Source organism: Morganella sp. B601 (assembly GCF_051172335.1).
GTDB lineage: Bacteria > Pseudomonadota > Gammaproteobacteria > Enterobacterales > Enterobacteriaceae > Morganella > Morganella morganii.
Genome location: NZ_JBPIZE010000001.1, coordinates 514,299 through 537,733, shown reverse-complemented (window position 1 = coordinate 537,733; position 23,435 = coordinate 514,299). Strand labels below are relative to the sequence as shown.

Below are 23,435 nucleotides of genomic sequence, written 5' to 3'. Positions count from 1 at the left end.
GAGTGATGCCATGCAAATTTACCGGTTGTATGACTGGTCCGGTCTGACACCCGCTGACAAGGTGGTGACCGGAACGCTTATTTCACCTTCAGAGAATAATGCTGTCAGTCAGCTGATTTCGCAGAGCATCACACCTGTATCGCTGTTTTGCCGCAAACGGCTGGTCTGCTCACAGAAAGAAAAACAGTATCTGCTGCACTTTACCCGGCAGCTGACAACATTACTGACGTCGGGGTTGCCGTTACTGAAAGCGCTCACACTGCTGGCGGGTGAATGCAGTCACCCGCTCTGGGAAGAAGTAATCCGTGCTCTTATCAGGCAATTGCAGCAGGGAAAAACATTTACTCAGGGAATAATGCAGTATCCCGGTTTATTTGATTCCTTTTATTGTCAGATGGCCACAGTCGGAGAGGAAACCGGCAAATTACCGGAGTGTCTTCACACGATTGCACAGCATATTGAGAGTAACCGGGATCACCGGGCTGCATTAATTAAATCAATCCGCTATCCCGTTGCATTGTTAGTTATCTGCTTTCTGATGACCACATTAATGTTTCTGTTTGTTATCCCTGAATTTGCAAAAATATATACCTCATTCGGTGCAGAACTTCCCGCTCTGACACAATGGCTGATCCGGGTTTCCGGTGTTATTACCGGTTACACAATCCCGTCAATGGGTATAACGACTGCAATTATATTTATTTATCATGTATTTCGGTGAAGACATCCGGATATTAAAAAAACAGAATCGACCTGTATTCTGCGTATTCCTTTTATCGGAAACATTATTATCTTCAGCTGTGTCTCTCATATTTTCCGGATACTGGCAATAACACAACAATCAGGCATTACACTTATTTCGGGTATTAATACACTTATTATGACAACAACACATCCGTTATATAAAGAGGCATTAACTGTGATACGGGAGGACTTGCTTCACGGAAAAACATTCAGTGAATCAATTAAACAATCTGGATTATTCCCATCTCTGTGCCATGAGCTGATTACCACCGGTGAAGCCACCGGACAATTCGGACACTTTTTTCTCTATACCGCAGACTGGTTTAAATCTCTCGCCTTAAACCAAATTCAGACATTTTTTAAAATACTCCAGCCGGTACTGTTTATCCTGCTGGCAATTCTTGTTGCTGTTTTATTAATTGCAATGTATTTACCTTTATTCCGGCTCGGTGAAGTTTTAGTCTGATAAAACTATTCATAATTTAAAGAAACAGATTAAAAAAATTCAAACCTGTGAAATATCTCTGTATTCACCGCTTATTTGCCATAGGCGAAATTAATTTCATCAGGTACAATTTACCCGTTGTTTCGATCAGGACAGAAATACAATGGCTTATATTGTTGCGTTAACCGGAGGTATCGGCAGCGGAAAAAGTACCGTTGCGGATATGTTTGCCCGTCTCGGGGTCCCTGTGACAGATGCGGATATTATTGCCCGTCAGGTGGTTGAACCGGGAACGCCCGCATTGCAGGCTATTGCCGATCACTTCGGTACCCGGATTCTGACTGCAGACGGCACACTGGACAGAGCAGCACTGCGCCGGGAGATCTTTGCAGACCCGGCGGAAAAAACCTGGCTCAATCAGTTACTGCATCCGCTTATCCATCAGGAAACCCGGCGCCAGCTGAACAATATCACTGCCCCTTATGCCCTTTGGGTGGTTCCTCTTCTGGTCGAAAACAACCTTGCTTCCCTTGCGGATCGCGTGCTGGTTGTGGATGTTTATCCACACGAACAGGTCGCCCGGACAATGCGCCGTGACGGCGTATCCGCTGAGCATGCCGAAAATATTCTGCGGGCGCAGGCATCCCGTGAACAACGTCTGGCCGTTGCCGATGATATCCTGACAAATCATGATAACGATGAGCCACTGATGCCCCGCGTCCTTGCACTGCACGAACTTTATACAGCATTGGCCCGTCAGCCAAAACAGGAACACCCATGAGCGAAATCCGTCAGTCTGTAATTTTTGAACACCCTTTAAACGAACGAACCCGTTCATGGCTGCGCATTGAAACATCACTTCAGCAAATGAGTACGCTGTCCCCGCTGGACTCTCTGCCATCAAGCCTGGCATTCTTCAGGTCTGTCGCGGAATTTATTGAAGTGATTGATCGCGGTGAAGTCCGTTCGGAAATTTTAAAAGAGCTGGAAAAGCAGCAAAAGAAACTGGCCATGTGGGCAGAAGCCCCCAATGCTGACCAGGCACTGATCCGGGGGTTTTCTGACGAACTGAAACAAAAAGCCGCAGAACTGAGCAAAGCACCCCGCATCGCCCAGCACCTGAAAGAAGATAAAATAATCGCTATCGTCCGTCAGCGGCTGAGTATTCCGGGCGGATGCTGCGGGTTTGATCTGCCCTACCTTCATCTGTGGCTGAATCTGCCGCAGAGTGTCCGTGATACCACACAGGCCGCCTGGATTGAAGGTTTGCAGCCGCTGCAAAATGCACTCGGCAGCCTGCTGACTCTGCTGCGTCAGTCCGCGCCGTTTGTCGCAGCTGAAAGCCACAACGGTTTTTATCAGGATAACGCGGAAGGTGCGGATTTACTGCGCCTGCGTCTGCCGGTTGATTTTCAGATTTACCCGCAGGTCTCCGGCCATAAAACACGTTTTGCCATACGCTTCCTGCATACTGACAGCGAACACGGTATAATACCGGCTACTTTACCGTTTGAAATTGCCTGTTGCTAACAGGGAGGATGTTATGTCAGAAGCTATTATCGTTAACTGTCCGAATTGCAAAAAAGAGGTTGTCTGGGGGCCGGAAAGTCCGTACCGCCCGTTTTGCAGTAAACGTTGTCAGTTGATTGATCTCGGGGAATGGGCTGCGGAAGAAAAACGGATTGCCAGCCAGAGTGACCTTTCTGACAGTGAAGCCTGGAGTGAACCGGAAGACAGTTCACCGTACTGATTAATCCGGCGGTGGCTGAATCAAAACAGCCGCCGCCGTACCTCAGAATCTTATTCGGTCAGCAATGCCACAATTCCCCGGTTGACCGGCGGGAACTCCTCAGCAATCAGTGCCGTTTGTTTTACCCAGCGGGATGGCTGACCTTCGCGGCCATATGGCGCATTCTGCCACTCTTCGACCAGGAAGAAATAAATGGTGATCAGGCGATCCGGAAATTCATGTTCTGCCGTCTGCAACAGTTCGCCCGGAACCGCCACAATACCCAGCTCTTCTTCCAGCTCCCGCACCAGCGCCTGCTCCGGTGACTCTCCGGCTTCCAGCTTACCGCCGGGAAACTCCCAGTAACCGCCCATATGTGATTTCAGCGGACGCTGAGCAATAAATATCTCACCTTCTGCATTACGGATAACGCCGGCGGCAATACGTAAGTGTTTTTTTTCCATCATGTTCTGTCCGTTTTATTTACAGAAGAAAGGCGGGTTTCCCCGCCTTTTTACTTTTTTATGTTAATCGCCTGTCAGGACTGATTATTTCAGTGCACCGTGGCACTGCTTGTATTTCTTACCGGATCCGCAAGGGCACGGATCGTTACGGCCGACTTTGCGGACACCGGATGCCATTTCCGCTTCTGTTTTGGTCATCAGTGCGGCATTGTCATTTTCATGGCTGAGCTGCTGGCGCTGTGCCAGACGTTCAGCTTCCTCACGACGACGCTGCTCCAGTGCTTCCACTTCTTCCGGCATGCGGACCTGAACTTTGGAAATGGTGCTGACCACTTCATATTTCAGGCCTTCCAGCATGTTAGCAAACATGGAGAAAGATTCACGCTTGTATTCCTGCTTCGGATCTTTCTGTGCATAACCGCGCAGATGGATCCCCTGACGCAGATAATCCATTGCCGCCAGGTGCTCTTTCCACAGGGTATCCAGAGTTTGCAGCATCACGCCTTTCTCGAAGTGACGCATCATTTCAGCGCCGACAATCTCTTCTTTGGCTTTGTAAACTTCCACCGCTTTGTCAAGGATGCGCTCACGCAGGGTTTCTTCGTGCAGTTCAGGCTCTTTATCCAGCCACTCTTTGATTGGCAGATGTAAGTCGAAATCCTGTTCCAGACGTTTTTCCAGCCCCGGGATATCCCACATTTCTTCCAGAGACTGCGGCGGAATATGTGCATCGATAACTGTTGTGAATACATCACCACGGATGCTGTCGATAGTTTCGCTGATATCCCCGTTATCCAGCAGATCATTACGCTGGGTATAGATAGCACGGCGCTGGTCGTTTGCCACATCATCGTATTCCAGCAGCTGTTTACGGATATCAAAGTTACGGCTTTCGACTTTACGCTGTGCGTTGGCAATCGCTTTGGTTACCCACGGATGCTCAATCGCCTCACCTTCTTTCATACCCAGTTTGCGCATCATGCCGGTAACACGGTCAGAGGCGAAAATACGCATCAGTGCATCTTCCATAGACAGGTAGAAGCGGGAAGAACCAGCATCACCCTGACGACCTGAACGACCGCGTAACTGGTTATCGATACGGCGGGATTCATGACGCTCAGTACCGATGATATGCAGACCGCCTGCCGCCAGAACGGCATCGTGACGCTCCTGCCATGCAGCTTTTGCCGCAGCGATATTCTCTTCTGTCGGCTCGTCCAGCGCCGCCAGATCAGCCTGTAAGCTGCCGCCCAGCACGATATCCGTACCACGACCCGCCATGTTGGTGGCGATAGTTACGTGACCGGAACGACCCGCCTGTTCAACGATATCCGCTTCCATGGCGTGGAATTTGGCGTTCAGCACGCTGTGTTCAATTTTGGCTTTTTTCAGTGCGTTGGAGATAAGCTCTGATTTCTCGATAGAGATAGTCCCCACCAGCACCGGCTGTCCGGCTGCGGTACGCTCGCGGATATCTTCAATGATGGCATTGAATTTATCAGCTTCTGTCATATAAACCAGATCCGGTAAATCTTTACGGATCATCGGACGGTTAGTCGGGATAACAATGGTATCGAGTTTATAAATTGAACTGAATTCAAACGCTTCCGTGTCCGCTGTACCGGTCATCCCGGCCAGTTTGGTGTATAAACGGAAGTAGTTCTGGAAAGTGATGGAGGCCAGAGTCTGGTTTTCATTCTGGATTTCCACACCTTCTTTGGCTTCCACTGCCTGATGCAGACCATCAGACCAGCGGCGGCCCTGCATGGTACGGCCGGTGTGCTCATCGACGATGATAACCTCACCTTCGCTGACGATATAATCCACATCACGGACAAACAGGGAGTGCGCGCGCAGACCCGCCATAACGTGGTGCATCAGCATGATATTGGATGGTGAGTACAGTGATTCACCTTCATTCATCAGACCCGCTTCAGACAGCAGCTCTTCCACCAGCACCAGACCACGCTCGGTCAGTGTGACCTGGCGGGTTTTCTCATCCACAGAGAAGTGACCTTCACCTTTGAAAGTGTCGGAATCTTCTTTTTCCTGGCGGACCAGACGCGGGATCAGTTTATCCACTTTCATGTACAGCTCAGAGCTGTCTTCTGCCGGACCGGAGATAATCAGCGGGGTACGGGCTTCATCGATTAAGATGGAGTCAACCTCATCCACCAGCGCGTAGTGCAGTTTGCGCTGTACACGCTCTTCCGGGCTGAACGCCATGTTGTCACGCAGATAGTCAAAACCGTATTCGTTGTTGGTACCGTAAGTGATATCCGCAGCGTACGCTTCGCGTTTGGCCGGTGCAGGCATGCCCGGCAGGTTGATACCAACGGTCATACCGAGGAATTCAAACAGCGGGCGGTTGTTTTCGGCGTCACGCTGGGCGAGGTAGTCGTTCACTGTCACCACGTGAACCCCTTTGCCGGACAGGGCGTTGAGGTAAGCAGGCAGTGTCGCGGTCAGGGTTTTACCTTCACCTGTACGCATCTCAGCGATGCAGCGTTCGTTCAGCACCATGCCGCCGATCAGCTGGACATCAAAGTGGCGCATACCAAATACACGTTTACTGGCTTCACGTACCGTGGCGAACGCTTCCGGTAAGATATCCTGCTCGGATTCGCCTTTTGCCAGGCGATCACGGAATTCCTGTGTTTTGGCTTTTAATTCATCATCACTGAGTTTTTCGAACTCAGGTTCCATCCGGTTGATAGCTTCCACAGATTTACGCAGGCGGCGTAAAGTACGGTCATTCCGGCTGCCGAAGATTTTGGTCAGTAATTTTACCAGCATAATAAACGTCTCTGTTCAGGCACAATCAGGCCTTGTTAATAATCAATGTGTTAATAATTTTTTTGGGGAACTACGCTGATTTTACGGGACCGGCACGGATGCCGCCGGTGCGGGCAATCCACTGAACCGAAAAAGACGGAGACGGGTTAACTGCAGCAATACGCTGCGGCAGAACTGCCGGATGATAAACAGGCAGAGCCGGGGAGTCGGTCAGAATGGCATACAGCGCCGCCAGCATATTTTGCGCGGAGGCATCATGCCGGTCTTCTGCCGGGGTATTATCTTTTGAGGCATCTTCCGGACAGGAAAATGCAAAGGAAATCTGGCGGATAACATTACGGACCGCATGCTGCTGCCAGTAATTAACGTTCTGTGAGGTTCTCGCCGGCTGGCTGCTTTGCAGGAACAGGCTGTCAAAGGCGGATAATGCCTGACTCTGGCGGTTTTGTGTTGTCCCGGCACCGGCTGTGGTAACATCACCACTGTTCAGTACCGCAGGCAGGCCAAAACCGGTCGCCACAATCCCGATAAAGAGATGGCACCAGAAATAACGCCTGCCAAATTGCCGCCAAAGATTTAAAATAGTGTTTCCCTCACGAGATCCGGAGTATATGTGATGCGCGACAGTCAGCCAGTTTCCCTTGAAAGCCTGCTGGAAAGCGGGACTAAGGATAATAATACCCTTAAAAGTATTCAGCAGCGTGCTGTCGTGTTACTTAAACTCAACCGCGCCGTTCTGGCGCTGCTGCCCGCGATGCTCAAACCACACTGCCGCGTGGCTAATTATCGCAAACAACTGTTAATTCTGGAAGTCTCTAATGCGGCACAGATGACCCGGCTGCGTTACGAACTTCCCGCACTGCGTTCTGCACTGCGCCGGGAGATTTTACCATCATTATCGGCCATCGACATCAAAATCAATCCGTCATTGATGAAATCATCAGCAACCGGGTTACCGGGTGGTGATAAAAGCAGCAACTCAGATAGCAGAGGGCAAAAAACAGCAGAGCCGGGACGGAAATTAAGTGCTGAAAGTGCCAATTCACTGAAAGCGCTGGCGCAGAGAAGCCCGGAGAAACTGAGGAAGAAGCTGGAGAAATTGGCTGCACTGGCCGGAGAGAGTACCAGTGCAGCAGATTAAGCAGACGGTTATTTGGTAAATAACGTCAGTGACAGGAGTGTCAGGGTCAGAGCAACAAGCTGTGGTACCATGACCTGATTACGCCAGTACGGTTGACGGTGCACGGAATGCAACCGGCATCTGTGCTTCGTTCTCGAATGTCACGAGTTCCCAGGCGCTCTCTTTAGCCAGAACAGCCTGAAGTAACTTGTTATTCAGTGCGTGACCGGATTTGAATGCGGTAAAGGCACCAATGATATTGTGGCCGCACATAAACAGGTCACCGATAGCATCCAGCATTTTGTGACGGACAAATTCGTCTTCAAAACGCAGGCCATCTTCATTCAGCACGCGGTAATCATCCACCACGATGGCACAGTCAAAACTTCCGCCTAAACATAAGCCTTTGGACTGGAGATATTCAATATCCCGCATGAACCCGAAGGTACGTGCACGGCTGATATCCCGGACAAAGTTTTCCGCAGAGAAGTTCATCGCGTAGCGCTGAGTACTGGAATCGATCGCCGGATGATTGAAATCGATAGTGAAATCTAAGCTGAAACCGTTAAACGGAGAGAGTTCAGCCCACTTATCACCATCTTCAACACGGACGGTCTCTTTCAGACGCAGGAATTTCTTCGCGCTGCTCAGTTCTTCAATACCGGCATCCAGTAACAGGAATACGAACGGGCTTGCGCTGCCATCCATAATCGGGATTTCAGCGGCATCGACTTCGATAACCAGGTTATCAATGCCGAGTCCGGCCAGTGCTGCGTTCAAATGCTCAACCGTGGAAATACGTACGTTGTCTTCATTTACCAGACAAGTACATAACATCGTATCACGCACGGATTTCGCATCTGCCGGAAAATCGACAGGCGGATTAAGATCAGTACGGCGATAGATGATCCCGGTATTGGCCGGTGCCGGACGCATTGTCAGCGTAACTTTTTTGCCGGTGTGTAAACCTACACCCGTAGCCTGAACAATACGCTTTAATGTTCTTTGTTTGATCATCGTTTCTGTCTCGTTTGATTAACTGTCTCCCTGTCATTATAAACTAATGACAAGGGAGATAGTTTAGCACAAAAAGCGGAGATGCAAATCTTTTCGGTTTAATCAGCCTGTTTGCGCAAGAACGCCGGGATATCTAAATAATCCGGTTCTTTATTGCTCTGGGCTGAAGAATCGTTGACAACCTGTGCCACTGATTTGCTTTCATCCATGCTGGTCATGCTGTTTTGCATTTGTGCATAACGATGTTCCATGTTGTTGGTCTGCACCGCTTTATTGGTTACCAGCGTGATTTCAGGACGTTTGTCCATGCCGATACCGGTCGCGACCACAGTCACACGCAGCTCATCGTTCATTTCAGGGTCTAAGGAAGTACCGATAACCACGGTCGCATTATCCGATGCAAATGCACGGATAGTGTTACCCACGGTTTCGAACTCATCCAGACGCAGGTCAAAGCCCGCCGTGATGTTAACCAGCACACCACGCGCACCTGACAGGTCGATATCTTCCAGCAGCGGGCTGGAAATCGCCATTTCGGCAGCTTCTTCCGCACGGTCTTCACCGCGCGCCACGCCGGAACCCATCATCGCGTAACCCATTTCTGACATCACGGTACGGACGTCCGCGAAGTCAACGTTCATCAGGCCCGGACGGGTGATCAGTTCTGCGATACCCTGGACCGCGCCGCGTAACACGTCATTGGCAGCACCGAAGGCATCCAGCAGTGAGATTCCGCGGCCTAATACTTTCAGCAGTTTGTCATTCGGGATGGTGATCAGTGAGTCAACATGCTTGGATAACTCAGTAATCCCCTGCTCGGCGAATGCCATGCGCTTTTTGCCTTCAAAGTTGAACGGCTTGGTCACCACAGCAACAGTCAGGATGCCCAGCTCTTTGGCAACTTCAGCAACAACAGGTGCCGCACCGGTCCCTGTACCGCCGCCCATACCGGCTGCGATAAAGACCATGTCCGCACCGTCGAGTGCATTGCGCAGAGCTTCGCGATCTTCTTCCGCCGCGTTACGGCCCACTTCCGGGTTTGCACCCGCACCCAGGCCTTTGGTGATTCCGTTACCAATCTGAATAGTCTGGCCGACGGCGGTTTTACGAAGCGCCTGAGCGTCCGTATTCACAGCGAAGAACTCAACGCCTTCGATGCGTTCACGGACCATATGCTCAACAGCGTTACCGCCGCCCCCGCCGACGCCGATGACTTTAATCACCGCGTCGTTGGTCAATTCCATCGGTTCAAACATAATCTCTCTCCGTTTTGTGCCTTTCTTATATGGCGGCTATTATCGCCAGCCTTAATACAAATTAAAATTCTTTTCTGAGCCAGCCAGTTAATTTTTTAAACCAACTGCCCACCGAGGCACGTTTTTCTGTCTCGGTATCGCCGACCAGGTGAGATTCTTTTCCGTAATGCAGCAACCCTACCGCTGTAGAGTAATACGGTTCCTGCGCATAATCCGTTAAGCCGGTTATATTAAGCGGTTGTCCGATACGAACCTGTGTATGGAAAACACGCTGGGCGCACTCAACCAGTCCGTTGATCTGAGCCGCACCACCTGTCAGCACGATACCAGCGGCCAAATGGTGTTTGACACCCTGCTGACGTAATTGTTCCTGCACTTTCAAAATTTCGTCATTAACCAGATTGAGTAATTCGGTGTAACGCGGCTCAATCACTTCAGCTAATGTCTGGCGCTGTAAACTGCGCGGCGGACGCCCGCCGACACTCGGCACTTCCAGGGTTTCGTCTTTGCTGACCAGAGACCCCAGCGCGCAGCCGTGACGGACTTTAATCGCTTCCGCATCATTCGGCGGAGTGCCGAAAGCGTACGCGATATCGCCGGTCACCACATTCCCTGCATACGGGATAACACGGGTGTGACGCAGTGCGCCGCCGGTGTAAATCGCCATATCCATGGTGCCGCCGCCGATATCCACGACACAGACACCCAGCTCACGCTCATCTTCCGTCAGTACCGCGAAGCTTGATGCCAGACCGGCAAAAATCAGCTGGTCCACTTTCAGCCCGCAGCGCTCAACGGCTTTGACAATATTCTTTGCCATATCGTTATGACAGGTGATCAGATGCACTTTCGCCTGCATCCGTACACCGGATAATCCCACCGGATTTTTAATGCCTTCCTGGTAATCGATGGCATATTCCTGCGGGATCACATGCAGAACGCGGTGCTCGTCGCGGACACGGACAGATTTCGCCGTATGCACCACATTTTCCACATCTTCCTGGGTCACTTCTTCTTCTGAAATCGGCACCATACCGATTTCATTCTGGCAACTGATGTGTTTGCCGGATAACGCCAGATAGACTGATGAAATCTGGCAGTCCGCCATCAGTTCCGCCTGGTCGATGGCACGCTGAACGCATTTTACCACCGACTCCAGATCATTGACGCCGCCTTTGTCCATTCCGCGTGACGGGCAGTTACCCGCACCGATAATGTTCACCACACCGTCCGGCAGAATTTCACCAACAAGCGCAGATACTTTGGCGGTGCCTATTTCGAGGCCGACGACTAATTTTCTATCCGTTGCTTTGATCATTGTTATTCTGCCCGCCTTCTTTACCTGTTATGTCTTAATGTCCGTTTGCGAAAGGATCGATCTGCAATGGCGCCCAGCCGACCGCAGCACCGCTGTCATAGCGGAGATCGACATAATCAACCCGTTTGTCCTGTTCCTGCGTCAGGGTCGGATACAGTTCGATAAAACGCTGTAACCGGCCTTTGGTATCCAGCCGTCCGAGTTCAACCCGGACATCATTATCCAGCACCAGCTGCCAGGCATGACGCGGTGACATTGAGGCTGATTTGATTTTCAGTCCCGCCCCGCTGAGCTGCTGCGCCATTTCACGATACCCGCTCAGTACATCCTGTTCACTGCCCTGCGCCCCGTAGAGCATCGGGAAAGAATCTTTTTCTGTCAGTTCCGCCGGCAGACTGAAAACCCGCCCGGCGTCATCAACCATCTGTGAGTCATTCCAGCGTGCATACGGCACATACTCGACCAGATGAATTTTTAATTCGTCCGGCCACTGCTTGCGCACAGTGACCTGACGTAACCACGGGATCCGTTCCAGCTGCTGCTGCACTTCATTGACATCCAGTGTCATAAACGTACCGGGTGTCCCGAGGGATAACACCGCTTTGCGTACATTATCGTTTGTCGTGTAATGACGCTCACCGGTTAATACCAGTTTTGACATCGGCAGGCGGTCTGCATCTTTCATCCAGTTCAGCACCATCAGCCCCCCCCAGACCAGCGTTCCCAGCACCATCAGGAAAAACAGCAGTCCGGCAAGGTATGTGCCGTTACTGGGACGTGAACCTTCATAATCCGTATCCGGATCCGGTCCGCGCATATTCAGTGCAGCCTGTGACATATCAGTCCGCCAGTGCCAGAACGTCCGCCACAAAAGCGGAGAAGCTCATGCCTGCCTGACGCGCCGCCTGCGGCACCAGACTGTGGTTGGTCATACCCGGGGAGGTGTTCACTTCCAGCAGGTAGAACTGCCCGTCACTGTCGAGCATCACATCCACACGGCCCCAGCCTTCACAGCCCACGGCTTTGTAAGCGGCTTTTGCCAGCTCACGGATTTCTGTCTCACGTGCCCCTTCAAGGCCCGGGCAGAAATATTGTGTGTCGTCAGAAACATATTTGGCTTCGTAGTCGTAGAACACCGCCGCCGGCTGAATACGGATAGACGGCAGCATCTGCTCACCGAGGAAGCCCACGGTGAATTCCGGGCCGCTCAGCCATTTTTCCACCAGCACGTCTTTGTCGTGTTTAAACGCTTCTTCCAGTGCCGGACGCAGTGCCTGTGCGTTATCCACTTTGGACATACCGACACTTGAGCCTTCCAGGCTTGGTTTGACAATCACCGGATAACCCAGCGATGCCACACCCTGCTGTAATTCTTCATCACTGATGTGCGCGAAACGGGTCGCACTGATGGCGAAATACGGCGCAATCGGCAGACCTGCGCCCGCCCACAGCTGTTTGGTGCGCAGCTTGTCCATAGAGAGTGCGGAGGCCATGACACCACTTCCGGTGTACGGCAGTCCCATCTGCTCCAGGCAGCCCTGCAGTGTGCCGTCTTCCCCGCCGCGGCCGTGCAGCGCGATAAAGACTTTGGTAAAACCGTCTTCCTTCAGACGGGTAACCGGATACTCTTTGGTATCCACACCGAATGCATTAATACCGGCTTCTTTTAAACCGGCGAGCACCGCCGCACCTGAAGCCAGGGAGACTTCACGTTCTGCGGATGTACCGCCCATCAGTACCGCGACTTTTTCAGTCATTCTTAATTATCCTCACTCAAAACCGGCCGTAATTTTGTGTCAGCCAATGTACGCGCTATTTTACCGATATTTCCGGCGCCTTGAACCAGTATTAAATCATTATCTTCAAGAACCTGTGCCAGAACCGCTGCAATTTTGCCGGGTTCAGTGACCAGAATCGGATCCAGTTTGCCGCGCTGGCGGATTGTACGGCACAGCGAACGGCTGTCCGCCCCCGGAATGACCGGTTCACCGGCAGCATACACATCCAGCATCAGCAGGATATCGACCTGATCCAGCGTGTTGGCAAAATCATCATACAGGTCACGGGTACGGGTGTAACGGTGCGGCTGAAACACCATCACAATCCGCTTATCCGGCCAGCCTGCTCTTGCCGCTTTGATAGTCGCATCCACTTCGGTCGGGTGATGGCCGTAATCGTCCACCAGCATCACACTGCCCTCTTTCTGGTTGACGTGCTCCAGCGGGAAGTTGCCGAGGAAATCAAAACGGCGCCCGGTGCCCTGGAATTCATGCAGAGAGGCCAGGATATCCTCATCCGGAATACCTTCTTCTGTCGCGACCGCAATCGCCGCGGTGGCATTCAGGACGTTGTGACGGCCCGGTGCATTCAGTTCCACAGTCAGATCCGGCAGATTCTCCCGGTGAACGGTGAAGAAGCACTGTGAGCCGCGCTGTTCAAAATCGGTGATGCGGACATCTGCATCTTCATGAAAACCATAAGTAATTACATAACGGCCGATACGCGGCACGATTTCGCGGATCACCGCATCATCCATACATACCACAGCCAGGCCATAGAACGGCAGGTTGTGCAGGAAGTTCACAAAGGTATCTTTCAGGGTTTCAAAATCACCGTGATAAGTATCCATGTGGTCCGGCTCGATATTGGTGACCACGGCCACCATCGGCTGTAAGTGCAGGAAAGAGGCGTCACTTTCATCCGCTTCCGCAATCAGGTAACGGCTTGAGCCGAGACGCGCATGCACACCGGCAGCTTTGACCAGCCCGCCGTTGACGAAGGTCGGATCCAGACCGCCGCGGCCGTAGATACCGGAAATCATCGCCGTGGTGGTGGTTTTGCCGTGAGTACCGGCAATCGCCACACCGTGGCGGAAGCGCATCAGTTCCGCGAGCATTTCCGCGCGGCGGATCACCGGAATACGGGCTTCACGCGCCGCAACGATTTCCGGGTTATCCGCTGAAATGGCGGTGGATACCACCACCACACTGGCGTCTGCCACATTTTCCGGACGGTGATTGAAATAAATCGTCGCGCCCAGGTTAGTCAGCTGTTTTGTTACTGCATTCGGCGCCAGATCAGACCCGCTGATCTCATAACCTTCGTTCGCCAGCACTTCCGCTATCCCGCCCATACCGGCACCGCCGATACCGACAAAGTGAATGTGCCGGACACGTTTCATTTCCGGAATGAAGGATCGTAATTTCGCCAATTGCTGTGTATTCACGTTATTTCTTCGCTATATCAATTCGTTAGTGTTTCTTCGCTGCCGCAATAATTGCATCCGCCACCCGCTTGGTGGCATCGGTAATTGCGACACTCCGTGCTTTTTCCGCCATGGTCAGCAGGCGTGGTCTGTCCCACTCGCGCAGCTGCTCTGCCACTGCCTGTGCGTTAAAGGACGGCTGTTCCATGATAACAGCAGCGCCCGCCTGTTCCAGCGGCAGCGCATTCCAGTATTGCTGGCGGTCTTTATGCCGGAACGGCACAAAAATCGCGCCCAGCCCGACCACCGCGATCTCACTGACGGTCAGCGCCCCAGAGCGGCAGATAACCACATCCGCCCAGGTATAAGCTTCAACCATGTCATCAATAAATTCTGTGACAGTCACACTGTCTGACGCATTCTGCGCGTTATACAGCGCCTGTGTGCTTTCCGCACTGCCTTTGCCGGCCTGATGGCGGATACAGACAGCATCCCCCATAATCCCGGCCACTTCCGGCAGGGTCTGGTTCAGGATACGCGCGCCCTGACTGCCGCCGATCACCAGAATGCGGATTGGCCCTTCACGTCCGGCAAAGCGTTCTGCCGGGGACGGCAGATTGAGGATATCCTCCCGCACCGGGTTACCGACCACCGGAGCCTGCGGGAACGCGCCCGGGAATCCCTGTAATACCGTGGTGGCGATTTTCGACAACCAACCGTTGGTCAGCCCGGCAACACCGTTCTGCTCATGCAGGATCACCGGAATACCGCAGCGCCAGGCAGCCACGCCGCCGGGACCGGAAACAAACCCGCCCATGCCGAGCACGGCATCAGGCTGGTAGTCACGCATAATTTTTTTCGCCTGTTTTACCGCTTTCGCGATACGGAACGGCGCGGTGAGCAGCGCTTTCACGCCTTTGCCGCGCAGACCGGTAATCTCAATAAAGTCGATATCAATGCCGTGTTTCGGCACGAGCTGAGCTTCCATCCGGTCACGGGTACCCAGCCAGCGGATTTCCCAGCCCTGACTCTGTAAATAGTGCGCAACCGCAAGCCCCGGAAAGACATGTCCGCCACTACCACCGGCCATCACCATCAGACGGGGGGCTTTATTACTCATCGCGCTCTCCTTGAGAATGCCTGGGCTTTTGCCAGGCGTGTTTCAAAATCAATCCGCAGCAGCAAAGCAATGGCTACGGTCATAATCACTAAACTCGAACCGCCGTAACTGATCAGCGGCAGTGTCAGCCCTTTGGTCGGCAGCATACCGGAGGCTGCGCCGACGTTAACCAGAGCCTGGAAGCTGAACCAGATGCCGATGGCACAGGCCAGAAAACCGGCAAAACGCTGGTCGAGCATCAGTGCGCGGCGGCCGATAACCATGGCGCGGAAAGCGACAAAAAAGACCATCAGCAGCACCAGGATCACACCGAAATACCCCAGTTCCTCGCCGAGGATGGCAAAAATAAAGTCGGTGTGGGCTTCCGGCAGGTATTCCATTTTCTGAATGGAGTTGCCCAGCCCCTGACCGAGATAATCACCGCGCCCGAAAGCCATCAGTGACTGTGTTAACTGGTAACCGCTGCCGAACGGATCTTCCCACGGGTCAAGGAAGGAGGTGACACGCCGCATACGGTAAGGCTCGGCGATAATCAGCAGCACCACTGCCGCGACACCGCCGCCGATAATCGCGATAAACTGCCACATTTTGGCACCGGCGAGAAAAAGCAGCGCCAGTGTGGTGACAAACAGCACCACCACGGTACCGAGGTCCGGCTGTAACAGCAGTAACACCGCCAGCACAAACATCACGCCCATCGGCTTGCAGAATCCCCAGAAGTTATTTCTGACTTCATCCACCTTGCGCACCAGATAGCTCGCGAGATAAACAAACAGTGCCAGTTTCGACACTTCCGCAGGCTGAATACGCATCGGCCCGATAGCTATCCAGCGCGATGCCCCGTTAACCGAGCTGCCCACACCGAGTACCACAATCAGCCCGCCGATCGTACCAATCAGCAGTAATGTGCTGTAGCGCTGCCACATTTCCAGCGGGAAACGCATAATTACCGCAGCGATAATAAAAGCAAAAATTAAGAAGCCGCCGTCACGCTTGGCAAAATAGAAAGGATCATCCGCCAGACGCTGCCCGACAGGCATTGAGGCGGAAGTCACCATCACAAAACCAATCGCGGCCAGTCCCAGTGCAAACCACAGCAGTGTCCGGTCATACATCACGACCGTACTGAACTCGCCGTTACGCTCGCCGATCATCCAGTTTTTAAAACGCTGTGATCCGGGGAATCTCATGCTGCTAACTCCCGTGCCAGACGGGCAAACTCACGCCCGCGCTCTTCAAAATTACGGAACTGATCCAGGCTCGCACAGGCCGGTGATAACAGCACCATATCCCCGGCGGCCAGTGACGGTGCCAGCGCCCGCATTGCCTGCTCCATGGTGTCTGTCAGCAGAGAGACATCCGGACGCAGTTGCGCCAGTTGTTCGCCATCACGCCCGAAGCAGTAAAGACGGATTTTTTCGCCGCTCAGGTACGGCAGCAGCGGAGAGAAATCCGCTGATTTACCGTCACCGCCGAGCAGCAGATGCAGACAACCGTCCACCTGCAGGCCGTTCAGCGCCGCTTCAGTACTGCCGACGTTGGTGGCTTTGGAATCATCAATCCAGCGGATCCCGGCAGATTCATGCACCAGCTGAAAACGGTGCGGCAGACCGCTGTAAGTGCGCAGTGCTTTCAGTGCGCCTTCACGCGGGATATTGACCGCATCTGCCAGTGCCAGGGCTGCCAGGGCATTACAGTAGTTGTGCTGACCGTGCAGGATCATCTCACTACAGTTAATAATTTTTTCACCGCAGAAGCAGAGTGCCTGCTCATCGGTATCCAGCCAGTAATCCCCGGTTTCAACGCCGAAGCTGACATATTCAGAGCGGTCACAATCACAGCCGGGCTGTGTCAGTGCATCTTCCGCGTTATACACACAGACGGCCGCATCGTGATAAACACGCAGTTTTGCCGCACGGTACTGTTCCAGCCCCTGCGGATAGCGATCCATATGATCTTCAGTGACATTCAGAATAGTGGCCGCCGCCGGTTTCAGGCTGAATGTGGTTTCCAGCTGAAAACTGGATAACTCGAGTACGCAAAGGTCATAATCATCTTTCAGCAGTTCCAGCGCCGGCAGGCCGATATTACCGCCGACCCCGGTACGCAGACCGGCACAGCGCCCCATTTCCCCCACCAGAGAGGTCACGGTGCTTTTGCCGTTTGAGCCGGTGATCGCCACAACCGGGACAGTCACTTCGCGGGCAAATAATTCGATATCGCCGATAATTTCCGCACCAGCCTGCGCCGCTGCCTGCAATTGCGGAGTACTGACCGCCACTCCCGGGCTTGCGATAATCAGGTCTGCATCCAGCAGCCACTGCGCTTCAAAACCACCGCAATGACACTGAACGCTGTCCGGCAGCTTATCGATGCCGGGCGGGGAGGTGCGGGTATCCATCACCTTCGGCGTAACGCCGCGTGACAGAAAAAAATCCACACAGGAAAGCCCGGTTAAACCGAGCCCGACAATCACAATGTCTTTCCCCTGATAATTCGTCATGATTAACGTACCTTGAGTGTCGCCAGACCGATCAGCACTAACATCAGGGAGATAATCCAGAAGCGGACAATCACCCGCGGCTCAGGCCAGCCTTTTAATTCATAATGGTGATGAATAGGTGCCATCCGGAAAATACGCTGACCGCGTAATTTGAAGGATCCGACCTGTAAAATCACCGACAGAGTTTCCACCACGAACACACCGCCCATAATCAGCAGCAGGAATTCCTGGCGCAGCAGAACCGCAATGGTACCCAGCGCGCCGCCGAGTGCCAGCGAACCGACATCGCCCATAAAGACCTGTGCCGGATAGGTGTTAAACCACAGGAAGCCCAGCCCTGCCCCGACAATCGCGGTGCAGACAATCACCAGCTCCCCGGCATGCGGCAGATACGGGATATGCAGATAATGGGCGAAATTCACGTTACCGGTCGCCCACGCCACCAGCGCAAACCCGGCAGCCACAAAGACGGTCGGCATAATCGCGAGACCATCGAGGCCGTCAGTCAGGTTCACCGCGTTACTGGTGCCGACAATCACGAAATACGCCAGCAGGATATACAGCACCCCCAGCTGCGGCATCACATCTTTAAAGAACGGCACCACCAGCTGTGTCGCCGGGGTGTCTTTGCCGATAGCATACATACTGAATGCCACAGTCAGCGCCAGCACGGACTGCCAGAAATATTTCCAGCGGGCAATCAGCCCTTTGGTATCTTTGCGCACCACTTTGCGGTAGTCATCGATAAAGCCGACAATACCGTAGCCGATCAGCACCAGCAGCACACACCAGACATACGGGTTGTCCAGACGCGCCCACAGCAGAACAGAAATGGCGATGGAGAACAGGATCATCATGCCGCCCATGGTCGGGGTACCGCGCTTGCTGAAGTGCGATTCCGGCCCTTCGCTGCGGACAACCTGGCCAATCTGCATTCTCTGGAGATACGCAATCACATGCGGCCCCATCCATAATGCGATAATCAGCGAGGTCAGCAGGCCGACGATGGCGCGGAACGTCAGGTAAGAGAAGACGTTAAACGCGGTATGAAACTGCACCAGATACTCAGCCAGCCAAATCAGCATGGGACATTCTCCTGCAAGGCGTGCACAACTTCTTCCATTGCGGAGCTGCGTGAACCTTTAACTAAAATTGAAATTGATGAATGCTGTGCCACCAGAGGTGCCAGCGCAGCAATAAGGGTTGTTTTGTCAGCGAAATGGTGTCCCTGACACTCATCACTGATAAAATGACTGAACTGACCTGCGGTAAACACCGCATCCAGCCCGGCATCACGGGCAGCCTGCCCGACTCTGCGGTGACTCTCTTCGGCGTAACCGCCCTGCTCGCCGATATCCCCGGCTACCAGCACGCGGTAACCCGGCAGTTGTGCCAGCACACGGATTGCCGCAATCATCGAACCGTCATTGGCGTTGTAAGTGTCGTCAATCACCAGCTTACCCGGTGCCAGCTCAACCGGGTATAACCGTCCCGGTACAGCGCTGGTTTGTGCCAGGCCGCTGCGGATATCCGCCAGTGTCGCCCCGGCAGACAGTGCCAGTGCCGCCGCCGCGAGAGCATTGGCAATATTGTGACGGCCCGGCAGAGGCAGGGTGACAGCGGTGCTGCCTGCCGGTGTGTGCAGGGTAAAGTCAGTGGTCAGCGGGTTCATCACCACATCAGCCGCGTAAAAATCGGCCTGCGGGTGCGGATCAACGGAGAAACTCCAGCGGGTCTGACGCGGGGTCAGATGTGCCTGCCAGTGAGTGACATCATTGCTTTCCAGATTGATGATGGCGGTGCCTTCGTCAGTCAGGCCGGTGAAAATTTCCCCTTTTGCCTGCGCGATAGCTTCTGCGGAACCGAACTCGCCGATATGGGCAGCAAACAGATTATTGACCAGTGCGGTCTGCGGGTGTGTCATGGCGGCGGTATAGGCGATTTCGCCGGTGTGGTTGGCACCCAGCTCAATCACCGCAAACTGATGTTTTTCTGTCAGGCGCAGCAATGTCAGCGGTACGCCGATATCATTATTAAAGTTACCGGCGGTAAACAGGGTTTCGCCTGCCTGCTGTAAAATCGCCGCCGTCATCTCTTTGACAGACGTTTTGCCGGATGAACCGGTCAGCGCCACCACTTTCGCCTGACTGCGCTCACGGTTGCCTTTCGCCACTGCACCCAGCGCAAGGCGGGTATCTTTAACAATAATCTGCGGACAGTTCACGTCCATCCGGCGGTTCACCACGACGGCAGCGACACCTTTCGCTGCCACATCCGCAATAAAATCATGAGCATCAAAACGTTCACCGGCCAGGGCGATAAATAACGCACGTTCGCCGATAGTGCGGCTGTCCGTGGTGACACTCTCAATCCGTTCTGATGCCGCATGGCCGCTGAGGATAAGTTCCCCGGCGGTCAGTTGTGCGATATCAGCGAGGGAGAACGGGATCATGCCATTACTCCCAGCAGGCGGGCGACGGTCAGGCGGTCGGAATAGTCCAGACGGCGGTTGCCGACCAGCTGATAATCCTCATGCCCTTTTCCGGCCACCAGCACCACGTCATCCGGTTTTGCCTGCATCACCGCAAAGGTGACGGCTTCCGCACGGCCCGGGATCGGCAGTGCACGGGAGGTATCAACCAGCCCGGCCATAATATCATTGATAATCGCCTGCGGCTCTTCGCTGCGCGGGTTATCGTCGGTGATCACCACCACATCGGATTCCTGCTCGGCAATTGCGCCCATCAGCGGACGTTTGCCTTTGTCGCGATCACCACCGCAGCCGAAGACACACCACAGTTTACCTTTGGTATGCAGACGCGCCGCACTCAGTGCTTTTTCCAGCGCATCCGGGGTGTGAGCGTAATCGACAACAACCGTCGGGCGGTTATCCGCCGTGAAGACTTCCATCCGGCCGCAGACCGGTGTTAACGCGGTTGCAGCGCGCAGCAGTGTATTCAGGTCATAACCCAGTGCCAGCAGGGTTGCCGCAGCCACCAGCAGGTTACTGACGTTAAAGGCGCCCATCAGCGGGCTGTCCAGTTCACCGTTGCCCCAGCTTGAGGTAAAGGTGATGTGGGCGCCGCTGTCGTGGTAATCCACAGAAACGGCTTTCAGGAAACGCCCCTGCCAGCCGGCCGGCAGATTGTCATCCATCGTGACCGCGACCGCTTCCGGCAGTTTTGCCAGCCATTTCAGCCCTGTCTCATCATCCGCATTAATAATTTTTTGTTCGCTGTGATGGGTTGAGAACAGCAGCCATTTGGCGGCTTCATAATTAGCCATATCACCGTGGTAATCGAGGTGATCACGGCTTAAGTTAGTAAAGACCGCAGCCCGGAACGGCAGTGCCGCCACACGGCTCTGTACCAGTCCGTGAGAGGAGACTTCCATCGCCGCCACTGTGGCACCTTTCTTCGCCAGTTTGTCCAGCTCGAGCTGGATATCAACGGCTGAACCGGTGGTGTTTTCAGTCGGGATCACATGCCCGAGCAGCCCGTTACCCACTGTTCCCATCACGGCACTGGTTTCGCCCATCGCCTGAGTCCACTGCGCCAGCAGTTGGGTGGTGGTGGTTTTACCGTTAGTGCCGGTGACGCCGATCAGTTTCAGGCGTTCCGCCGGGTGGTGATAAAACTCACCGGCCAGACGGGATAATTTTTCATTCAGGTGGCTGAGATACACCACCGGTACACCATGCAGAACCTGCACACTGCCGTCTTCCGCCGCACCATCCGCTTCCGCGACCACGGCAGCCACACCCTGGGCAATGGCCTGAGGAATGTAGTGACGTCCGTCGGACTGGTGGCCTTTAACCGCCAGGAACAGATCACCGGCAGCCGCTTTGCGGCTGTCCAGGGTCATATCACGTAACGCCTTAGCCGGTGCATCAACACCGAGCGGCGCGAGTAAATCGCGCAAATTACGATCTGCCACTTGTACCCTCTTTTGGTTTATTAATAACCACTTCATTAGTTTGTTCTTCCGGTGTCAGCGCATCGGGTTCCACGTTCATTGTCCGCAGAACACCGCCCATGATGGCACCGAATACCGGTGCGGAGATCGCACCCCCGTAATACTTGCCGCCCTGCGGGTCGTTGATAATCACAACCAGTGCAAAACGCGGACGGCTTGCCGGTGCAACCCCGGCGGTGTAAGCGATATAACGGTTCACGTATTTCCCGTCATCGCCCACTTTTTTCGCGGTCCCGGTTTTAATCGCCACACGGTACCCTTTGATCGCAGCGCGCGTTCCGCCGCCGCCCGGTAACGCAACACTTTCCATCATCTGAACCACGGTTTTCATCACCGGCTCAGGGAAGACGCGGGTGCCCGGCACCGGCGGATCCACTTTTGTGATGGACAGCGGGCGGTAAATCCCGAAACTGCCGATTGTTGCATAGGCCCGCGCTAACTGTAACGGTGTTACCATCAGCCCGTAGCCAAAAGAAAAGGTGGCCCTTTCAAGCTCAGACCACCGTGTTTTTTTACTTGGGTATATGCCACTGCTTTCTCCGACCAGCCCCAGATTGGTCGGTTTTCCCAGCCCGAAACGCGAATAGACGTCCACGAGTTCCTGAGCGGGCATCGCTAACGCAAGTCTTGAGACACCTACGTTACTCGACTTCTGTAAAATACCGGTGATGGTCAGTTCGGCATAACGCGCCACGTCTTTGATTTCATGACCACTGATCCGGTACGGATACGTATTCACCACGCTGTTCGGTTTAATGATGTTGTTGTGCAGTGCTGTCATCACCACCAACGGTTTTACCGTCGAGCCCGGTTCAAAAATATCGGTGATAGCGCGGTTACGCATGGCATCTTTCGGCGTGCCCTGGAGGTTGTTCGGGTTATAGGACGGGCTGTTCGCCATCGCCAGAATTTCCCCGGTGTTTACATCCACCAGAATCGCCGTGCCGGATTCCGCTTTGTTCAGTGCCACCGCACTGCTGATTTCGCGGTATACCAGCGCCTGTAAACGCTCATCAATACTGAGAGTCAGGTTGTGTCCGGCCTGACTTTCGCGGGCGATAGTATCTTCAATAACGCGGCCGCCGCGATCTTTACGGACTGTCCGCTGCCCCGGAACCCCGGTCAGCCAGCGGTCAAAGCTTTTCTCGACCCCTTCAATCCCTTCATCATCAATATTGGTGACACCAATAATGTGAGCAGTCACAGAGCCGGACGGGTAATACCGTTTTGATTCCGCCTGTAAATAAATCCCCGGCAGATTCAGTTTTTTCACATAATCGCCGATGGTCGAGTTCACCTGACGCGCCAGATAGACAAAGCGGCCTTTCGGGTTCGCCGTGACTTTGCTTTTCACCTGTTCGAGCGGGATATTCAGCGCTTCGGACAGTGCACGCCAGCGGGTGTCATCCCCTACCCCGCCTTTGCCGGCTAACTCTTTCGGATCAGCCCAGACGGCGTTTACCGGCACACTGACCGCCAGCGGACGCCCCATACGGTCGCTGATCATACCGCGCGCGGTCGGGATCTCCTGGACGCGCAGCGAGCGCATGTCGCCCTCTTTGACCAGCATGTCCGGGTTGATAATCTGTAAATACGCGACCCGGATCAGCAGGGCGGCCAGGGCAAGCCCGATACCGCCGCATAACAACGCAAAACGCCAGCTGATAAAACTGGCTTTTTCTTCCGGACGTTTGATACGGGCACCGCCCTGCGTTTTGGCTGTTGCTTTTCTGCTTTTCATGC

Annotated in this window: 22 protein-coding genes; 6 read left to right on the top strand and 16 right to left on the bottom strand. The window is 53.7% G+C overall.

The genetic code is table 11. From position 1 onward, the window contains the following. Positions 1-10 precede the first annotated feature (10 nt). From ACSBQN_RS02400 to yacG, 5 genes are all read left to right on the top strand, one after another. The gene (locus tag ACSBQN_RS02400) at positions 11-721 is read left to right on the top strand and encodes a type II secretion system F family protein (protein WP_434991540.1); all 711 of its coding nucleotides are present in this window, start codon (positions 11-13) and stop codon (positions 719-721) included. A gap of 12 nt (positions 722-733) precedes the next feature. Beyond that, the gene (locus ACSBQN_RS02395) at positions 734-1,210 is read left to right on the top strand and encodes a type II secretion system F family protein (RefSeq protein ID WP_434991614.1); all 477 of its coding nucleotides are present in this window, start codon (positions 734-736) and stop codon (positions 1,208-1,210) included. Positions 1,211-1,352: 142 nt separating this feature from the next. Continuing rightward, positions 1,353-1,970, top strand: a complete 618-nt coding sequence (gene coaE, locus ACSBQN_RS02390) for a dephospho-CoA kinase (RefSeq protein ID WP_024474858.1) — start codon at positions 1,353-1,355, stop codon at positions 1,968-1,970. Further along, positions 1,967-2,719, top strand: coding sequence for a cell division protein ZapD (gene zapD / locus ACSBQN_RS02385; protein ID WP_354633189.1), 753 nt, complete (start codon positions 1,967-1,969; stop codon positions 2,717-2,719). Before coaE ends, zapD begins: the two co-directional genes overlap by 4 nt. A gap of 13 nt (positions 2,720-2,732) precedes the next feature. Next, a complete protein-coding gene (gene yacG, locus ACSBQN_RS02380; RefSeq protein WP_004238472.1) occupies positions 2,733-2,939 on the top strand; it encodes a DNA gyrase inhibitor YacG in 207 nt (68 codons plus the stop codon). Positions 2,940-2,989: 50 nt separating this feature from the next. On the opposite strand, the gene mutT is transcribed toward yacG, so the two are convergent. The 3 genes from mutT to secM all read right to left on the bottom strand — a co-directional run bounded on the left by mutT (position 2,990) and on the right by secM (position 6,761). After that, positions 2,990-3,382, bottom strand: a complete 393-nt coding sequence (mutT, locus tag ACSBQN_RS02375; RefSeq protein ID WP_062773018.1) for an 8-oxo-dGTP diphosphatase MutT — start codon at positions 3,380-3,382, stop codon at positions 2,990-2,992. Between the two features lie 84 nt (positions 3,383-3,466). Beyond that, positions 3,467-6,178 (bottom strand): preprotein translocase subunit SecA, encoded by a 2,712-nt coding sequence (secA, locus tag ACSBQN_RS02370; RefSeq protein ID WP_004238470.1) that lies wholly within the window; start codon positions 6,176-6,178, stop codon positions 3,467-3,469. A gap of 70 nt (positions 6,179-6,248) precedes the next feature. Next, positions 6,249-6,761, bottom strand: a complete 513-nt coding sequence (secM, locus tag ACSBQN_RS02365; RefSeq protein ID WP_024474853.1) for a secA translation cis-regulator SecM — start codon at positions 6,759-6,761, stop codon at positions 6,249-6,251. 33 nt (positions 6,762-6,794) lie between these two features. Between secM and ACSBQN_RS02360 the strand changes: the two genes are divergently transcribed. Next, complete coding sequence (locus tag ACSBQN_RS02360) at positions 6,795-7,319, top strand: DUF721 domain-containing protein (RefSeq protein ID WP_032098309.1); 525 nt, start codon at positions 6,795-6,797, stop codon at positions 7,317-7,319. Positions 7,320-7,397: 78 nt separating this feature from the next. On the opposite strand, the gene lpxC is transcribed toward ACSBQN_RS02360, so the two are convergent. The 13 genes from lpxC to ftsI form a co-directional block, all read right to left on the bottom strand. Next, a complete protein-coding gene (gene lpxC, locus ACSBQN_RS02355; RefSeq protein WP_004238467.1) occupies positions 7,398-8,315 on the bottom strand; it encodes a UDP-3-O-acyl-N-acetylglucosamine deacetylase in 918 nt (305 codons plus the stop codon). A 98-nt stretch (positions 8,316-8,413) separates the two neighbouring features. Further along, positions 8,414-9,571 (bottom strand): cell division protein FtsZ, encoded by a 1,158-nt coding sequence (gene ftsZ, locus ACSBQN_RS02350; RefSeq protein WP_004238466.1) that lies wholly within the window; start codon positions 9,569-9,571, stop codon positions 8,414-8,416. Between the two features lie 61 nt (positions 9,572-9,632). Then, a complete protein-coding gene (gene ftsA / locus ACSBQN_RS02345; RefSeq protein ID WP_004238465.1) occupies positions 9,633-10,889 on the bottom strand; it encodes a cell division protein FtsA in 1,257 nt (418 codons plus the stop codon). A 34-nt stretch (positions 10,890-10,923) separates the two neighbouring features. Beyond that, positions 10,924-11,727, bottom strand: coding sequence for a cell division protein FtsQ (gene ftsQ / locus ACSBQN_RS02340; RefSeq protein ID WP_024474851.1), 804 nt, complete (start codon positions 11,725-11,727; stop codon positions 10,924-10,926). A gap of 1 nt (position 11,728) precedes the next feature. After that, positions 11,729-12,646 (bottom strand): D-alanine--D-alanine ligase, encoded by a 918-nt coding sequence (locus ACSBQN_RS02335; RefSeq protein WP_036406276.1) that lies wholly within the window; start codon positions 12,644-12,646, stop codon positions 11,729-11,731. 2 nt (positions 12,647-12,648) lie between these two features. Beyond that, on the bottom strand, positions 12,649-14,115 hold the full coding sequence (gene murC / locus ACSBQN_RS02330; RefSeq protein WP_036406279.1) for a UDP-N-acetylmuramate--L-alanine ligase: 1,467 nt from the start codon (positions 14,113-14,115) through the stop codon (positions 12,649-12,651). A gap of 25 nt (positions 14,116-14,140) precedes the next feature. After that, positions 14,141-15,214, bottom strand: a complete 1,074-nt coding sequence (gene murG, locus ACSBQN_RS02325; protein ID WP_036406281.1) for an undecaprenyldiphospho-muramoylpentapeptide beta-N-acetylglucosaminyltransferase — start codon at positions 15,212-15,214, stop codon at positions 14,141-14,143. After that, the gene (ftsW, locus tag ACSBQN_RS02320; protein ID WP_354633188.1) at positions 15,211-16,404 is read right to left on the bottom strand and encodes a cell division protein FtsW; all 1,194 of its coding nucleotides are present in this window, start codon (positions 16,402-16,404) and stop codon (positions 15,211-15,213) included. The genes murG and ftsW overlap by 4 nt, the downstream gene beginning before the upstream one ends. Then, positions 16,401-17,717 (bottom strand): UDP-N-acetylmuramoyl-L-alanine--D-glutamate ligase, encoded by a 1,317-nt coding sequence (gene murD, locus ACSBQN_RS02315; RefSeq protein ID WP_024474846.1) that lies wholly within the window; start codon positions 17,715-17,717, stop codon positions 16,401-16,403. The genes ftsW and murD overlap by 4 nt, the downstream gene beginning before the upstream one ends. Positions 17,718-17,719: 2 nt before the next feature. Next, positions 17,720-18,802 carry a phospho-N-acetylmuramoyl-pentapeptide-transferase gene (gene mraY / locus ACSBQN_RS02310; protein WP_004238458.1) on the bottom strand — a complete coding sequence of 361 codons (1,083 nt, stop codon included), beginning with the start codon at positions 18,800-18,802 and terminating at the stop codon, positions 17,720-17,722. After that, complete coding sequence (gene murF, locus ACSBQN_RS02305) at positions 18,796-20,169, bottom strand: UDP-N-acetylmuramoyl-tripeptide--D-alanyl-D-alanine ligase (RefSeq protein WP_024474845.1); 1,374 nt, start codon at positions 20,167-20,169, stop codon at positions 18,796-18,798. Before murF ends, mraY begins: the two co-directional genes overlap by 7 nt. Then, on the bottom strand, positions 20,166-21,653 hold the full coding sequence (murE, locus tag ACSBQN_RS02300; protein WP_024474844.1) for a UDP-N-acetylmuramoyl-L-alanyl-D-glutamate--2,6-diaminopimelate ligase: 1,488 nt from the start codon (positions 21,651-21,653) through the stop codon (positions 20,166-20,168). Before murE ends, murF begins: the two co-directional genes overlap by 4 nt. Continuing rightward, entirely contained in the window at positions 21,640-23,433 is a 1,794-nt protein-coding gene (ftsI, locus tag ACSBQN_RS02295; RefSeq protein WP_434991538.1) for a peptidoglycan glycosyltransferase FtsI, read from the bottom strand. The genes murE and ftsI overlap by 14 nt, the downstream gene beginning before the upstream one ends. Between the last annotated feature and the right edge of the window lie 2 nt (positions 23,434-23,435).